The sequence below is a fragment of the Cognatundibacterium oligocarboniphilum genome (assembly GCF_013377855.1).
GTDB lineage: Bacteria > Pseudomonadota > Gammaproteobacteria > Burkholderiales > Burkholderiaceae_D > Undibacterium > Undibacterium oligocarboniphilum.
Genome location: NZ_JABXYJ010000007.1, coordinates 75,169 through 91,061, shown reverse-complemented (window position 1 = coordinate 91,061; position 15,893 = coordinate 75,169). Strand labels below are relative to the sequence as shown.

At 50.1% G+C, this 15,893-nt stretch carries 13 protein-coding genes; 6 read left to right on the top strand and 7 right to left on the bottom strand.

Features of this window, described 5'->3' with window-relative positions; genetic code table 11:
• Positions 1–178 precede the first annotated feature (178 nt).
• A complete protein-coding gene (locus HV832_RS13530) occupies positions 179–484 on the top strand; it encodes a hypothetical protein (protein WP_176804386.1) in 306 nt (101 codons plus the stop codon).
• A gap of 72 nt (positions 485–556) precedes the next feature.
• Here the strand turns inward: HV832_RS13530 and HV832_RS13525 are convergent, their stop codons facing one another.
• Together HV832_RS13525 and HV832_RS13520 are read right to left on the bottom strand one after the other, a co-directional pair.
• Positions 557–1,543: a glycosyltransferase family 2 protein gene (locus HV832_RS13525; protein ID WP_176804385.1), complete on the bottom strand. Its 987-nt coding sequence runs from the start codon at positions 1,541–1,543 to the stop codon at positions 557–559.
• Positions 1,544–1,722: 179 nt separating this feature from the next.
• Positions 1,723–2,964 (bottom strand): flippase, encoded by a 1,242-nt coding sequence (locus tag HV832_RS13520; RefSeq protein ID WP_176804384.1) that lies wholly within the window; start codon positions 2,962–2,964, stop codon positions 1,723–1,725.
• 254 nt (positions 2,965–3,218) lie between these two features.
• On the opposite strand from HV832_RS13520, the gene HV832_RS13515 reads away from it, so the two are divergent.
• From HV832_RS13515 to HV832_RS13500, 4 genes are all read left to right on the top strand, one after another.
• Positions 3,219–4,277 carry a M29 family metallopeptidase gene (locus HV832_RS13515; RefSeq protein ID WP_176804383.1) on the top strand — a complete coding sequence of 353 codons (1,059 nt, stop codon included), beginning with the start codon at positions 3,219–3,221 and terminating at the stop codon, positions 4,275–4,277.
• A 232-nt stretch (positions 4,278–4,509) separates the two neighbouring features.
• Positions 4,510–6,660 (top strand): methionine--tRNA ligase, encoded by a 2,151-nt coding sequence (gene metG, locus HV832_RS13510; RefSeq protein ID WP_176804382.1) that lies wholly within the window; start codon positions 4,510–4,512, stop codon positions 6,658–6,660.
• A 25-nt stretch (positions 6,661–6,685) separates the two neighbouring features.
• Positions 6,686–7,165 carry a GNAT family N-acetyltransferase gene (locus HV832_RS13505; RefSeq protein WP_176804381.1) on the top strand — a complete coding sequence of 160 codons (480 nt, stop codon included), beginning with the start codon at positions 6,686–6,688 and terminating at the stop codon, positions 7,163–7,165.
• 92 nt (positions 7,166–7,257) lie between these two features.
• The gene (locus tag HV832_RS13500; protein ID WP_176804380.1) at positions 7,258–9,081 is read left to right on the top strand and encodes an aminopeptidase P family protein; all 1,824 of its coding nucleotides are present in this window, start codon (positions 7,258–7,260) and stop codon (positions 9,079–9,081) included.
• A 33-nt stretch (positions 9,082–9,114) separates the two neighbouring features.
• Here HV832_RS13500 and HV832_RS13495 read toward each other — a convergent pair whose 3' ends face one another.
• Positions 9,115–10,029 (bottom strand): LysR family transcriptional regulator, encoded by a 915-nt coding sequence (locus HV832_RS13495; protein ID WP_176804379.1) that lies wholly within the window; start codon positions 10,027–10,029, stop codon positions 9,115–9,117.
• 122 nt (positions 10,030–10,151) lie between these two features.
• Here HV832_RS13495 and HV832_RS13490 point away from each other — a divergent pair, with 122 nt between their 5' ends.
• Entirely contained in the window at positions 10,152–11,204 is a 1,053-nt protein-coding gene (locus HV832_RS13490) for a YeiH family protein (protein ID WP_176804378.1), read from the top strand.
• Positions 11,205–11,263: 59 nt separating this feature from the next.
• Here HV832_RS13490 and HV832_RS13485 read toward each other — a convergent pair whose 3' ends face one another.
• The 4 genes from HV832_RS13485 to phoB all read right to left on the bottom strand — a co-directional run bounded on the left by HV832_RS13485 (position 11,264) and on the right by phoB (position 15,892).
• On the bottom strand, positions 11,264–11,659 hold the full coding sequence (locus HV832_RS13485; protein ID WP_176804377.1) for an Hpt domain-containing protein: 396 nt from the start codon (positions 11,657–11,659) through the stop codon (positions 11,264–11,266).
• 838 nt (positions 11,660–12,497) lie between these two features.
• A complete protein-coding gene (locus HV832_RS13480; protein ID WP_317889339.1) occupies positions 12,498–13,562 on the bottom strand; it encodes an HD domain-containing phosphohydrolase in 1,065 nt (354 codons plus the stop codon).
• A gap of 143 nt (positions 13,563–13,705) precedes the next feature.
• Positions 13,706–15,001 (bottom strand): phosphate regulon sensor histidine kinase PhoR, encoded by a 1,296-nt coding sequence (phoR, locus tag HV832_RS13475; RefSeq protein WP_176804376.1) that lies wholly within the window; start codon positions 14,999–15,001, stop codon positions 13,706–13,708.
• 204 nt (positions 15,002–15,205) lie between these two features.
• A complete protein-coding gene (gene phoB / locus HV832_RS13470; protein WP_176804375.1) occupies positions 15,206–15,892 on the bottom strand; it encodes a phosphate regulon transcriptional regulator PhoB in 687 nt (228 codons plus the stop codon).
• Position 15,893 lies beyond the last annotated feature (1 nt).

Below are 15,893 nucleotides of genomic sequence, written 5' to 3'. Positions count from 1 at the left end.
ATTTTTATACAATTTTGTCGATATTTATCACTTCCACATAAAGCGTTACAAGACTGTACAACTCTCTTTAAAAACCGTTCTATTCCTCGCTTTGAAATGCCGTGACTTTATAACGATAAAGGCTATCAGTAACAAAGGCCTGTAGTTCAGATTACTGTCACAATCAGCGAGGAAAATTATGTCAATTTCATCCATTGGTGGAAGCTGGAATATCAATCTGAAAACAGGTCTGCAAAACATGATCCAGCAACTGTCATCCAGCGCATCGGCATCTTCTGGCAGATCAGGCAGCACTACCGGTAGTAGCACATCTTCCGGCACCAGCAGCTCGACGCTGGATGTGTTACAGCAAAGCTTTTCCAATCTGCTGACTGCAGAAGGTAAATCCGGCAGCAATGTCAATCTCACGACTTTTCTGCAGACCCTGAATAACGGTCTGCACGGTGCCGCACAGACCGGCAATATTGTCGCCAGCAGCGCCTGAGTTCTGACCTGAGCCGCATCCTAGAAAAGAGATTAGTTTCCCGCCAGCATCTTCAATGAGCGTCACCGACTTTTAACGCAGAGAGTGCGATTGTGATGATTGTGATGTCACTGGCATGAACACTGCCACGGCATACAACAGCACCTGTCCCCAGAAAGTCGGGCTGACCAGCATACCGCCAGCCAGTTTGCGGATGCGCTGCCAGCGCGACAAAGATTCAAATTGCGCAATACCTTCAATGACGGCTTTATTGTGACTATCCACACCCGGAAACTGCGTCAGGAATAAACCGGCCTGACGACTGGCATCCTGTAGATTTTTTTGTGCCAGCCGGTATTTTTCTAATGGGGCAAACAGTTTTTCCCAAAAACTGCTGACTGTTGCACCGATCTGATTATTCTGGTGCTGACGGTAATACATCGTCGCCCGCTCAACATAAGCGATCTGCCCAAAAACCGCCGCCACCTGCATCAGCCACCAGTCGTGCATGACGGCTCCTGACGGTACAGGCAATGCCATATCCAGCAGGCGTCGATTGGCCATCATGGTGCAACCGGGAGCGATGTTATACAAAAACATCCGCTCAGCTCCCCGGTATTGCGCCGGCAGGATTTTCTGAAATGCAAAGAAAGAAGGCGCGGTCACATTCAGGCCGTCATCAGTCACCGCCAGATCAGTGAATACCAGAAGCGGCACATCCTGCCCGTATTCCCGTTCCAACTGTTGCATACGCTGAAATGTCAGCTGAATTTTATCGGGCATCCAGACATCATCCTGATCGGCCAGCATGACATAGGGGGCAACGGTCGCTGCCAGTGCATGATTGAAATTGGCGATCACGCCTTTTTCCGGATTACTCAGCAAACGCAGGTTCTGATACCGCGCGCTCAATTCACGAACAATTTCGCTGGTCTGATCTGGTGACAGATTATCCGAAACAATGACATTCCCCAGAAAAATATCCTGATCAGAAAACTGATTACTGAAAATCGAATGGAGTTGTTCAGCGATATAGTGATCGCCGCGGTAAGCAGCAAGTGCGATGTCGATAACAGGCATAAAAACTAAAAAGACAGAGATTGAATTGGAGACAGAATGCAGATGGCATTGATCTGGTTAGACCGAACATGGTTGGCCGTGCGCCTGACAAACCCGTTATGACGAACAGCAATGGCAACACCTCTGGAATATTGCATGAGTACGATAAAAACCATCTTATCAGACCCTGTAAGCGATACTCACCACAGCCGCATCCCTTTTCTCTTGGCAGCCACCATCATTGCCAGCGTAATCATGATCTCCGTCAGGTACAAACTGGCAATCAGTCCTGTCGACTGCCATTTCCAGGTCAGGTACGCAGCATACAGCGCATGCGCTGGTCCGGCGAACACATAAATACGGCTCAATATACGGCTTTGCCCCAAAGCAAGGAAACGCCATTGAGAAATAATCGTCGCCACGCCAATCACCAGCGGCAGAAATGCCAGTGCTTTGAGATAAATTGCCGCTGGTTGAAATTTTGCCCCCAGATAATGCAGTGCAATCATATCCGCAAAACAGAACAAAACCAGTCCGCCAGCCAGCTGTATCCCAAGCAAAAACAAGGCGCCACGACGAATCAGTCTCCGTACCTCGGGCCATGCCTGCGGCTCCGCACCAAGCGCGGCAATACGCGGAAACAGTGCTGATGCCACCGGCTGGATAAAACCCTGCGCCGCCACACGCAGTTTATCCGTTGCGGCGAAATAAGCGACTTGCTCTGCACCGGCAAAAAATTTGAGCAGAATAATATTGATAGTCGTATAAAAACTGGTAGAAATATTCGATAAAAAAACTGGCCATCCCTCTGTCAGCATCGCTTTGACACTGCTGACACTGATCGGCGCGCTGCTCACCAGGTGATTTTTCTGAACATATGCATACGTCAGCAATGCCGCCAGTATGCCTGGGATATTTTGCAGCACAGCAGCGGTTACCACATCTTCCGGCCGCTTAACCAGCCAGAATACGAACGGCAAGGGCAACAGGCGGGAAAGACTGGTGATGATGGCGAGTACCCGCATTTTTTCCAATCCCTGAAACAGCCAGACAGGAAACAGCGCATTCCCCAATACACCGACAAAACACGCCAGCAACAACATCCTGTAATGCCGCACATCAGCAAACGATATACCCAGCAGCAGGCAAATCAGCGCAGACAAACATGCCAGTAACAGTTTGACCGCCAGTGTGTTCGCAACCACATCGGACACAGCCTGTTTATTGGAGCTGTCTAGCGCAATCAAACGAGTTGCCGTAATGCCGAAACCGTAATCCGTCAGCAAAATAAAATATTGCACAATCGCTTGCGCAAAACCCAGCGCAGCAAAATCATCCACATCCAGCGTCCGGGTCAGATACGGCAGAGTAATCAGCGGTGCCAGGTAAATCAGCCCCTGAACCATGACAAGATAAATAATATTTTTAGTCGTTGTTTTCATTGTCCGGAGGCACAATGCAGCACGCACCCAGCTTCCTGTTTTCATCAGTCCGAGATCATACCTGCAGATCAGAGCAGATGAGTATAAAGTTATCTGATCACGCAGTACGCCATCCAATATCTGACGAAAATCATGCCTACACAGAGAAATATGCAATCAGACCGGGTGTGCTTGTTAAAATGATGAATAACTTTATCAGCACTCCTTGCAGTCCTTTCGTCACTAACCAGGCTGTTTTTTGTATTTATCCTGCCATGAACACCCATCCGCTCCCTGCACCTGCTATCTCGTCTGCGACGTACACTGACAATCAGGTCATCACTGCGACAAGCTATCTGGACACCGTAATCAGAACAGTCTTCGGACATACCAGCTCACAAAAGGCGGTCGTCGTCTACGATCAGGCTTGCCCTCTGGCGTGCATACTGACTGCAGCCTATCGTGCCTGCCTGCCGGATGCCAGCTTAATCGATTTTCAGGCCAGCTCTGGCGCCGAAGTGCTGAATACCTTACATGGATTGCATGAGCACGATCTGGTGATCCTCGTACAGTCCACCAATTTCAGGCTGGAAGCCTACCGCCTGCGGGTTGAACTGTTTAAAAAAGGGCTGAAAGTCATTGAACATCCGCATCTCGCGCGTATGACCGGACAAGAAATCGATTATTACATTGATTCCCTGGCTTATGATGCCGGGTATTACAGAAATACCGGGTTGGCGCTGAAACAAAAGATCGATCATGCATCGCATGGACTGATCGACAGTGGAGGCGAGCAGCTCATTTTCAGCGGCCGTTTCGAGCCTGCCAAAATGAATATCGGTGATTACAGCGGTATGAAAAATGTGGGTGGACAATTCCCCATCGGTGAGGTGTTTACCGAATCGATAGATCTGGAAGCTGTACATGGCAGTATCCGGATTTTCATCTTTGGCGACACCACTTTCCGCATCAATCAGCCGCCACAGCCGATCACCCTGATTGTAGAAAAAGGCCAGGTTGTGAATGCCAGAAATTCCACACCTGAATTTGACACGGTTCTAGCCAATATACGAAAAGACGATGGCGTTGTCTGGGTCAGGGAACTTGGCTTTGGCATGAACCGGGCATTCAGCCGGGAACGCACCGTGCAGGACATCGGAACCTATGAAAGGATGTGTGGAATCCATTTGTCACTGGGATCAAAACATGGCAGTTACGCCAAGCCGCATATTAAACGCGGAGAAGGAAGACATCATGTCGACGTATTTGCCATTACAGAAACAGTCCTGCTGGATGGAGAAAATATCTACCGGGATGGTCGCTGGCTGGTGTAGCCATCTGGTACCTGTCACCGGATTTACACAAAACCGCCCTGACGTTGTTGCTGCACCTGATCGCACCGATGCGCTGCTGGCTGCACTCCCTGGGCAAGAATAATTTTGCGTAAATTTTATGAATATGGATTAAAAGTAACGCAAAAGACGTCGAACGCCTTCCATCAATATCGCAAGGGGATTTCACTGTTAAAATAACAGACTTGTCCCTTCATTTTCAAAGTGCATCAACATGACCCGTAAGCTGTTCGTTACCACCGCCCTCCCTTACGCTAACGCGCCCTTCCACCTCGGTCACATCATGGAATACATCCAGGCCGACATCTGGGTCAGACATCAGCGAATGTCGGGTAACGAAGTGCATTTCGTAGGTGCTGATGATGCGCACGGTGCGCCGATCATGATTGCCGCTGAAAAAGCAGGCATCACGCCACAAGAATTCGTGGCGCAGATCGCCGCCGGCCGTAAGCAATATCTGGATGGTTTCCATATTCAGTTTGACAACTGGCATTCGACTGACGGCCCGGAAAACCACGCGCTGTCGCAGGACATTTACCGCAAACTCAAAGCTGCCGGTTTCATCACCAGCAAAACCATCGAGCAATTCTACGATCCGGTCAAAAACATGTTCCTGCCGGATCGTTATATCAAGGGCGAATGCCCGAAATGCGGCGCCAAAGATCAGTATGGCGACTCATGCGAAGTCTGCAGCGCCGTGTACGCGCCGACCGAAGTCGTCAATCCTTACTCTGTATTGACTGGTGCCACACCAGTCATGAAATCGTCAGAACATTTTTTCTTCAAATTATCGGACCAGAAGTGCGTAGACTTTTTGCGCGGCTGGGCGCTGCAAGACGATCGGCTGCAATCCGAAGTCGCGAATAAATGCCGCGAATGGCTGGACGGCGAAGGCGAAGGCTCAGGTTTGGGCGACTGGGACATCAGCCGCGACGCGCCTTACTTCGGCATCGAGATTCCCGATCAGCCGGGCAAATATTTTTACGTCTGGCTCGATGCGCCGGTCGGATACCTGGCCTCGCTGAAAAATTATTTCGGTAAGACTGGACGGGACTTTGATGCGTTCATGGCCGATCCGACCACCGAGCAAATCCATTTCATCGGCAAGGACATCACTTACTTCCACACGCTGTTCTGGCCTGCGATGCTGAAATTCTCCGGCTACAAAACACCGGATAACGTGTATGCACATGGCTTCGTCACAGTCTCCGGCGAAAAAATGTCGAAATCGCGCGGCACCGGCATTTCGCCTTTGCGCTACCTCGATATCGGCATGAATCCGGAATGGCTGCGTTACTACTTCGCCGCGAAGCTGAATGCGAAAGTCGAAGATCTGGATCTGAATCCCGACGATTTCGTGGCACGCGTGAATTCCGATTTGATCGGCAAGTACATCAACATTGCAAGCAGATCGGCAAAGTTTTTAAATGAATACTTCTCTGGAAGTGTGAGTCGTGGGCGAACTATGCACATCAACTCAGAGGCTTTTTCGGCTTATCGCGGAGATGGGACTAGTATTTTGGAAAGCGGCCTAGCACAAGCCAAACTAGTTCAAGATCTTTATGAGTCTCGTGAATATGCAGCTGCAGTTAGAGCAATCATGAGTTTCGCGGACAAAATCAATGTCTACGTAGATACTCATAAACCGTGGGCAATGGCAAAAGAGTTTGCGAAAAATACGAACGACGCCGATTTGCTCGGACAATTACACGAAGTTTGCTCAGTTGCGATCATAGGATTTAAATATTTAACAGTAATGCTGACACCTATTTTGCCTAAATTAGCAAATACCGTTGCGACACAATTATTTGGTCAAAATGAGGAATTTACGTGGAATGATTTATCAATTTTCCCACAAAAAATAAATTCATTTGAACATCTGATGCAGCGGGTTGATCCTAAGATTTTCGATCAATTATTCGATGCACCGACAGCCGCTGAACCTGTGAAAGCGGGTGATAAAACAATCGCTGCTGCGACCGAAGCGCAACCTCAGGCGGATCGAGCGATCGAAGAACTGGCGGCGGAAATCAAGATCGACGATTTCGCCAAAGTCGATCTGCGTATCGCAAAGATCGTCAATTGCGAACACGTAGAAGACTCGGACAAGCTGCTGCGCCTGACACTGGATGTGGGTGAAGGTAAAACCCGGAATGTGTTTTCCGGCATCAAATCGGCTTACCAGCCAGAACAGCTGATCGGGAAATTCACCGTAATGGTTGCGAATCTGGCGCCACGCAAGATGAAATTCGGCATATCCGAAGGCATGGTCTTGGCCGCGTCAGCCGCCGATGAAAAAATCAATCCCGGCCTGTACATTCTGGAAGCCTGGCCGGGTGCGCAACCTGGTATGCGGGTAAGGTAACCCCTTCAGCACTTCTCCCAGCGCAATGACCTTGACGATACGGGAAGCCGCGATTGCAGATGCAGCATTAATTACAGCACTCACCCGCTCGTGCTGGGCGGGAAGTGTAGCGCCCAGCTCGGCTGCGCATCGTGAGATACCAGTTATCGTGGCGCAGGATTTATCTGGCGGCGGAGCATTTTTACTGTTCGCCGGTCAAGAGCCGGTCGGTTCTGTGCGTTGGGCCGCGCCGGATACAAATCCTCATCTGTGGGAAGTACGCCGCATGGGCATCCTGCCGGCATACAGACAGCAGGCACTGTCGCGGCTGTTGTTGGAAGCGGTGATCACTGCTGCCGGTATTCGCTCTATCGCTGAACTTCGCCTCGCGGTGCGGCATGATCAACCCCATTTCCTGCAGCTTTATGCCGGCTATGGATTTGAACTGGCTCCGGGGCTGGCATATGCGCATGCCAATCCTGAGGAACCTGCGCCTTACGTTATGCGTCGTTTTCTGAAAAGCTGACGAAATACGCACAGTTTCAACGCACTAATATATTTACAGTATACTCACCGGACTTGCTTAATCCGTCTTTCCCCTGATCCGGAATACTTTTCATGAATAATCCGACTATTGCCCACGCAGTAACTTCCCCGATCCCTGCACGTCTGTTGCAACTCCGTCATGCAATGCAATCTCGCGGACTGGATGCCTGCATCATTCCATCTGCCGACCCGCATTTATCAGAGTACCTGCCAGACCACTGGCAAGGCAGAACTTATTTTTCAGGTTTCACCGGGTCGGTCGGCACACTGATAGTGACTGCAGATTTTGCCGGATTATGGGTGGACAGCCGTTACTGGAGCCAGGCGGAAAAAGAGCTGGCACCAACCGGCATCCAGGTGATGAAAATCGCATCGGCGGCGGCAACCCTACATATTGACTGGCTGGCCAACCATCTGCAACCAGGTCAGACTGTTGGCGCAGACGGCATGGTTCTGGGACTGGCAACGGCAAGAACCCTGGAAACTGCCCTGCAAAAACGCGGGATACGGCTCGATACCAGCCATGACCTGCTGCAGGCAACCTGGGCTCAGCGACCAGCACTGCCGCAGTCCCCGGTCTTTGAACATGTCGCACCGTTTGCCGTCACTAGCCGCCGGGAAAAACTGGCACTGATTCGTGAGCAAATGCAGATCAGGGGAGCCAATTGGCATTTTGTCTCGACCGTGGATGACATCGCCTGGATTTTCAATCTGCGCGGTTCAGATGTCAGTTACAACCCTGTATTTGTGGCACATGCGCTGATCGGTAAAAACGGTGTCACACTGTTTGTTTCTTCCGGAAAAATCAGTCCCGAACTGGCTGCCCGGCTGGCAGAGGATCAGATCACGGTGCAGGATTATTCCGATGCCCAGAAAGCCATCAGCAGCTTGCCGGACGACGCTTGCCTGCTGATCGATCCACGGCGCATAACTGATGGCTTCAGAAAAGCCGTGCCGCCTCAAGTACACGTCATTGAAGCCATTAATCCTTCGGTCTTTGCGAAGTCACGGAAAAATGCACAAGAGATCGCTCATATAAGGGAAGCCATGGAACAAGATGGTGCGGCGCTCTGTGAATTTTTCAGCTGGCTGGAGTCTGCACTGGGAACAGAAACAGTGACCGAACTCACGATCGACGAAAAAATCTGCGCGGCTCGCGCCCGGCAGCCCCATTTCATTTCACCCAGTTTTGGCACAATAGCTGGTTTTAACGGTAACGGAGCAATGCCGCATTACCGGGCAACGCCTGACTCACATACCGTGATTGAAGGCGATGGTTTATTACTGATTGATTCGGGCGGACAATACTTGAATGGCACCACTGATATCACCCGCGTCATGCCAGTCGGTAAAGTATCGGAAGCACAAAAAAATGACTTTACACTGGTCCTGAAAGGTATGATCAACCTGTCGCAGATGCAATTCCCGCGTGGAACCCCTTCACCGGCGCTCGATACGGTCGCCCGCGCCCCCATCTGGCAAGCAGGAATCAATTACGGCCACGGTACTGGTCATGGCGTCGGTTATTTCCTGAATGTCCATGAAGGACCACAATCCATTTCCGGCGCGCTGGCAGAAGCGCATACTGCCATGGAAGAAGGCATGGTCACTTCTAATGAGCCGGGTATCTATCGCTCTGGGAAATGGGGTGTACGGATTGAAAATCTACTGCTGACGGTTCCGGCAGTGAGCACGGAATTCGGTGATTACCTGAAATTTGAAACCCTCACCTTGTGCCCGATTGACACCCGCTGCATTCAGGTTGCACTGATGAGAACCGACGAAATCGCCTGGCTGAACGATTACCATGCAACGGTCCGGCAACGCCTCGCATCCAGACTTTCCGGCGCTGCCCTGAGCTGGCTGCGGGAACGTACTGAGCCCATTTCACATTAATCCTGCATGTCGCATCATCATGTGGCATCCTCTTTATACCCATTCCCTGCAATAACCGAGAAAGTGCTGCAAACGGGGAGAAAGCAATTTATGCCGGTGATAAACCAGATAAAAATGCCTTCTCAACGCAGGTAACTCCGTTTGCAATTCGCATAAACGTCCAAGGGCCAGCAAATCCTCCACAACGATTCTGGAAATGCAAGCCAGTCCCAGACCTGCGGCAGCTGCATGTTTGATCGTTTCCGGATTGCCAAACTCCCCCGCAACTTTCAGGAAAGACAAGTAGGGCAGCAACATCTGCTCAACATGTTCTCGGGTGCCGGAACCGGATTCCCGCAACAGCCACCGGGCAGACTGCAGGTCATGATGAGTCACGCGGCCATGATTGCGCGTTGCCAGGGGGTGATCTGATGAGCAGACGATCACCATCTCATCTTCCAGCCACGGCTCCACGGATAATTCCGTATCGTGGCAGGCGCCTTCGATAAAACCGCAATCCACAGCGTACCCTGCAACTGCATTCACGATCTCTGCCGTATTGGCAATGTATAACTGTGGATAATCCGGCAAATCAGCCTGCTGCCGTGCGGATGAGCGCTCTTTCTGACTATCCGCCAGCAATGCCGGTAAGCAGTAACTCCCGATCGTCATGCTGGCACCGATCCGGATGCCGGACCAGAGATCATCTCCCTCCGTAAATAATTGCTCGACGGAAGCGGCGGTATCCAGCAGTAAACGCGCTTGCGGTAACAGTAACCGTCCATTGTCATTCAACACCAGACGTTTACCGATACGGTCAAACAATTGATGGGACAGGACATGCTCCAGCTCATTTAAGGCCGCACTGGTAGCCGATTGCGATAACGACACCACTTCCGACGCCGCGACCGTGCTGCCAGATTCAGCAACTGCGAGAAATACTTGTAATTGGCGGAGACTTAATTTCATTTAATCAAACTTAATCAAATTCAATCAACCTGTTTTTTAGGTTAATTATACAAAAACAATCCGTTTTTTAATTTTAATATATTCCCCTATGCTGCACAGCATCTTTATTGGATACAGAGATCATGCCCGCATACACCACCTTCAACACTGCCTTTCGTTTCCGCAAAAATTTCTCTCTTTTTTCCCCTGGTGTGTTTTTATGCGCTTGTTTCGCATTGGGTGCGTTGCTGCTGGCTCAGCAAGCATGGATGCAGCAACACGGTCTCAGCGCATTGAGTATCGCGATGTTTGCCGGAATTTGCCTCGGCAACAGTCTGTTCAGAAAGCATGCTGCCCAATTCAGCAAGGGTATACAATTTTCACGCCAGGAATTGCTGCGTGCAGGCATTGTTTTATATGGATTACGTCTGAGCCTGCAGGATATTGCCCATATCGGTCTGCAGGCTGTGTTGATTGATGCATTGATTGTCTGCAGCACGTTTGGAATTGCTCTCTTTCTGGGAACCAAAGTATTCCGCCTGAACCGGGAGCTGAGTATGCTGATCGGCGCTGGCAGTGCGATTTGCGGGGCTGCAGCCATCATGGCAACGGAGCCGGTCGTCAAAGGTAAATCGGAAGAAGTCAGTGTGGCAATTGCCGGGGTTGTCCTGTTTGGCAGTTGCAGCATGTTGCTCTACCCCATATTCCCCTTGCTCCTGGCTCACCTGAGTCCGACAGCGTATGGAATTTACGCCGGCTCCACCATTCATGAAGCAGGACAAGTGATCGTCGCAGGTAAAGCCGTCAGCGATCTGGCGGCAGACACAGCGATCGTCACCAAAATGGTCAGAGTGATGATGCTGGCGCCATTTCTTCTTTTATTGCCCGCCGGTTTGCGCCACTTTCATACGTCATGCGAGAAAAATGGACAGCCCTCAGTCCGGATGCCGTGGTTTACCGTGTTATTTATCTTGGTCGTGGGGATCAACTCTACTGGATGGATCAGCGGAGCGTACCGGGCCAGCCTGATTCAGGCGGATACTTTTGCCTTGTCCATGGCAATGTTTGCACTGGGAGTCAATACACAGATCGGCACCGTGCTACAGGCCGGTTGGCCGCCGTTTCTTTTATCCGCCAGTTTATGGATATGGCTCATCGCAGGCGGCGCATTGGTGAATTATCTGCTAGCCATCTGAGCCCGCTGAAATGGCAGTGCGGTGACAGCGCGTCACCACACGATGCCGTTCAATCATTGTTATTCCTGCGACGCCAGAAATTTTCTCAGAGCGAGATTCATTAAAGCCAGCTCACTCAACAAATGCTGCAGTGTGTCTGTCACGCCTTCAAAGCGATTGTTTTTCCCGGATAACTCCAGGTCTCGCGCCAGGAATTCCACTGGATCCGCCCCGAAATTCCCCACTAAACCTTTCAAGGTATGCGCGGAACGATACAGCAATTCGCTGTCCTGTCGCTGGATGGCCTCCACGATTTCATCCTGATACTGCGGACAAGCCTCTAAAAAACTGTCGCCAATAATTCTGACGATTTCCACATCGGCACTCAGCAATGCTTTATCGTAATCAAATTCCTGCACATGTTGACCTTGCTGCAGACTCGCGGCAAATTTCATTTCCTGTGATTTTTCATTCATATTCTTTTTAAGTTCTGTCTGAAATTGAATTAACAAATCCCTGAGTAATTCAGCCTTAATCGACTTGGAAACATACTGCTCCATTCCTGTAACCTGACATGTTCCCAGTCACCCGGCGTCGCATTCGCGGTCATCGTAATAATGGGAATCTGTGGTAACGGCATTCTGCCTCTGTTTGACGAATACGCCGAGTCGCCTCAATGCCACCCCATTTTCGGCATCTGCATATCCATCAGAATCACACAAACGGTTTTTGCAAAAATTTCGCTAAAGCGCTCAAACTGTTTTCAGCAACAATAGCAACACATCCTCATTTACACAGCAACGATAACACCCGTTTCTGATTTTTTAGCAATTCGTACTGGTCGTGCAACCGTATCCAGAAATCGAATCGATTCATTTCAGGCACACAGACATCCAGCAATACCGCATCAAATTGGCTGCCTGAAGCCTACTGCGCTATCAATGCCAGTGCTTCTTGTCTGGGCGCTGCAAGCCTTATCTGTATTTCCCATTTTCTGGGTGTATCGAAAAAATAGCCGGTTAATTGCATGATCATCGACGATCAGTGCAGGCAATCCGGGCGGAGTCCGCTTTTTGCACAGGTAAACCGATTGGCCATAATCTGACGCAACCATCCCGGATTTCCGGAATGGCCGGATCACTTTTATAAACCAACCCAATATTTTTCAGAGAAACGGATAGCAATTCCCTTCAACGTTGGGGTGATCATCACGTAAGGAAAATATCATAAAGCCCGACCAGTCCACTGGGTTCAGATCAGGTCAATCAGAAACGCAGGCAGATGGGGGGCTTTTTGGGGTACAGCTAAAGCCACTTAGGATAGAACACCGCTTCCTGTGGTTTCATCTCGATAACGGTTACGGATTTCAAGCACCTGCTCCCAGCCAGCAATGAAGGCATTGATGCAGAGCGGATCGAAATGTTTTCCAGCCCCCTCTTTCAAGAAAGTTAGCGCATCATGCACATCCCAGGCTGCTTTATACGGGCGCTCGGATGTCAGTGCGTCAAACACATCTGCTACGGCAACAATCCTGGCGAATAAGGAAATTTCTTCCCCTTTCAAGCCTTCCGGATACCCCGTACCATCGTATTTTTCATGGTGCGACAAAGCAATCTGCGCTCCTGCCTGCAACATTTCCGATGCGCTTCCGGCAAGTATGTCGTACCCCATCCGGGCATGCCGTTTCATGATCTCGAATTCATCCGCGGTCAGTTTTCCGGGTTTGAGCAAGATGCTGTCGGGAATGCCGACTTTTCCAAGATCATGCATGGGTGCCGCTTCCAACAACAATTGTTGTTCCTCCTCGGATAATCCGAGATGCTCCGCAATAATCCGTGAATAGTTTGCCATACGCAGAATATGCGCCCCTGTTTCCGGGTCTCTGGAATCTGCTGCTTTGGACAGGCGAAAAATGGTTTCTCTTTCCCTGGCGCGAATTTCCGTAGTCGCTTTTTTTACCTCGACGGCCAGCCAGCTGGCTCTGTCCTGCAAAAAACGCTGGCTTTCGCGCAAGGCAAGCATATTTTTGGTTCGTGCCAAAAATTCAATTTTATCAATCGGTTTGATCAGAAAATCATTGGCCCCCACATCCAGCGCCTGGTAACGGAGCTCCAGCTCGCTGTTAGCAGTAATCATCAACACCGGGATATCGTGACAGCCGGGAAGCAGCCGGAAGCGGCGGATAAACTCTACACCATCCATCATTGGCATCATATAGTCCACCATCACCAGGTCTGGTACATGACTATTGCACCAATTTAAAGCTGACTCTGGCTCAACAAAGCTGACCGCCTCACATTGATCGATTTTCTTGAGTAACAGACACAGTAATGTGACATTAATCTGTGCATCATCGAGCACTAAAACGCTCATTTTCATCGAACATTCCCTTCAGGCTTACTCTCGTCAGCAGTAAACCCACCATCTTTAGCAGCAATTTTTTGAGTGTACCGCATTACAACCAGGGGGATGATGGGAATAACAAAATTTATCGTTTGCTATTCCACCGGAAGGGAAGATAGTCAGGCTTCAATGACTGCATTAGCGGGAAATTGGACAGAAAATTTACTCCCAACATTAGGTACGGAGTCAATCAGTAATGTGGCCTTATGGCGCAACAAAACATGTTTGACGATCGCCAATCCCAGTCCTGTTCCCTGTGTTTCTCTGGAACGGCTTTTATCCACGCGGTAAAACCTTTCCGTCAGCCGTGAAATATGTTCTGGACTGATACCGATTCCATTATCAGCAACGGTGAATTTAGGACCGGCATTTCCATTTGTCCAGCTGATTTGGATGGTACCTTTTTCAGGCGTATAACGAATGGCATTCGTCACCAGATTCGTCAGCGCACTACGGATTTCATCAGTACTGCCGCGGATATCCGGGCCATTGAAATCCAATGTCACCTGATGATGCCCAGCGGACAGCGCATGCGCCTCCTGCAAAATCTGCTCCAGCATGACGCGCATATTGATCGTTTCCGTGCGCAGCAGATGATCCATAGATTCCAGCCTGGTCAGCGTCAGCATATCCTCAACCAGTCTCTGCATACGCGCCCCCTGCTCTGACATCAGTTTCAGATGCGCGCTCCGGGTTGCCGCATCCAGTTCCGGTTGCAGCGATGCAATTTCGAGAAAACCGTTTATCACTGTCAGCGGCGTTCGCAATTCGTGCGAAGCATTGGCAATAAAGTCTCGCCGCATCATATCAATGCGTTCTGATTCGGTAATATCATGCGTGACCAGAATCTGGCGCCGGTTTTCAAACGGAATGATATGAGTGATCAGTTTGCGATCCCGGAACGACAGTGTGAGAGGCGTGTCGTAACGCCCGAGAATAATGTAGTCCATGAATTCCGGGCTGCGCACCAGATTCGTGACGCGCATGCCTTTATCCTGTATCAAACTGAGCCCAAGATGGCTCTCCGCAGCTGGATTACACCATTCCAGAAACAAAACATCATCCATGATGACCACGCCATCCGGCAGTAAAGTCATTGCCTGCCTGAAGCGCGCCAGCCACTCGGTCAGCTCGGTCTGATTCTTTTCATCCTCGCGGCGCAATTTATACAGACGCGAAAAAATATCGGTCCATGCTCCCCACCCATCTGGCAGACGTGAACTCCTCGGATTATCTAACCAGTCAGCCAATCGCTGCAGGTAAAACAACTGCATCAGGATCAGTACAGCCATTGCCACTAACCCAAGAAATAACCCCCACGTAATGCCCCACATAGAAGAGGCAATAACCGTTCCAATGATGACGAGTAACATCCGTACAGAATTGGAAATCCAGAATATAAGGCGCGGAGACATGAAAATCCCTGATATTTTTATTGAAATGGGGTAGGCAGAATCAGTGTGAACGGCTGGTCAGACTATTAAAAACAGCAACGGATTTCATTTGTTTTTTATGAAATTGATCGCATGATCCGAAAATTTTTCTGACAACTTTTTTCATGTAATCAATGGTGCGATAAATCGGGTTCCAGTACAGGTTGTCACCGGAACCGGTGTCGATTATTTTTCCGATAGCATGTAGCCAACGCTGCGGACGGTCTTGATCAGTGACTCGGCAGATTTCAATACTTTACGCAAACGCAGAACATGAACATCCACCGTACGCTCTTCAATCACCACATGGTCACCCCATACTTTATCGAGTAACTGGCTGCGTGAAAAAACGCGCTCCGGGTGCGCCATGAAAAACTTCAGCAGCTTGTATTCGGCATGGCCGATGTCGACCTTCTGATCATTGATCTTGACCGTGCAGCTGACCGGATCCAGCACCACACTGCCGACAGTCAAGGCAGTCTGCGCATGTTCCGGGCTCTTGCGGCGCAACAGTGCCTTCATTCTGGCTGTCAGCTCACGGGGTGAAAACGGCTTAGTAATATAATCGTCGGCACCATGATCCAAGCCGGCAATCTTGTCTTCTTCCATGCTCTTCGCCGTCAGCATGATCACGGGAATTTCATTGAACTGCCGATCGGAACGAATCCGGGATAAAAGACGCAGACCGCTCTGGTCAGGCAGCATCCAGTCAAGCAGGATCAGTTGCGGAGTCCGGCGCTGGATAAATTCCCATGCTTCAGCCGTATTATTTACCGCAAAGGTATTCCAGCCAGCAGCGCGCAAAGTGAAACTGACCAGCTCGACAATTGCTGGTTCGTCTTCAACAATCAATATAGTGGTATCGGCAGCCATT

Bases quoted from the DNA above. Each gene is read 5' to 3' on its own strand.
- HV832_RS13515 (WP_176804383.1), top strand. From the start codon at position 3,219: ATGAACACCCATCCGCTCCCTGCACCTGCTATCTCGTCTGCGACGTAC.
- metG (WP_176804382.1), top strand. From the start codon at position 4,510: ATGACCCGTAAGCTGTTCGTTACCACCGCCCTCCCTTACGCTAACGCG.
- HV832_RS13520 (WP_176804384.1), bottom strand. From the start codon at position 2,964: ATGAAAACAACGACTAAAAATATTATTTATCTTGTCATGGTTCAGGGG.
- HV832_RS13480 (WP_317889339.1), bottom strand. From the start codon at position 13,562: ATGAAAATGAGCGTTTTAGTGCTCGATGATGCACAGATTAATGTCACA.
- HV832_RS13525 (WP_176804385.1), bottom strand. From the start codon at position 1,543: ATGCCTGTTATCGACATCGCACTTGCTGCTTACCGCGGCGATCACTAT.
- HV832_RS13530 (WP_176804386.1), top strand. From the start codon at position 179: ATGTCAATTTCATCCATTGGTGGAAGCTGGAATATCAATCTGAAAACA.
- HV832_RS13500 (WP_176804380.1), top strand. From the start codon at position 7,258: ATGAATAATCCGACTATTGCCCACGCAGTAACTTCCCCGATCCCTGCA.
- HV832_RS13485 (WP_176804377.1), bottom strand. From the start codon at position 11,659: ATGAATGAAAAATCACAGGAAATGAAATTTGCCGCGAGTCTGCAGCAA.
- phoB (WP_176804375.1), bottom strand. From the start codon at position 15,892: ATGGCTGCCGATACCACTATATTGATTGTTGAAGACGAACCAGCAATT.
- HV832_RS13490 (WP_176804378.1), top strand. From the start codon at position 10,152: ATGCCCGCATACACCACCTTCAACACTGCCTTTCGTTTCCGCAAAAAT.
- phoR (WP_176804376.1), bottom strand. From the start codon at position 15,001: ATGTCTCCGCGCCTTATATTCTGGATTTCCAATTCTGTACGGATGTTA.
- HV832_RS13495 (WP_176804379.1), bottom strand. From the start codon at position 10,029: ATGAAATTAAGTCTCCGCCAATTACAAGTATTTCTCGCAGTTGCTGAA.
- HV832_RS13505 (WP_176804381.1), top strand. From the start codon at position 6,686: ATGACCTTGACGATACGGGAAGCCGCGATTGCAGATGCAGCATTAATT.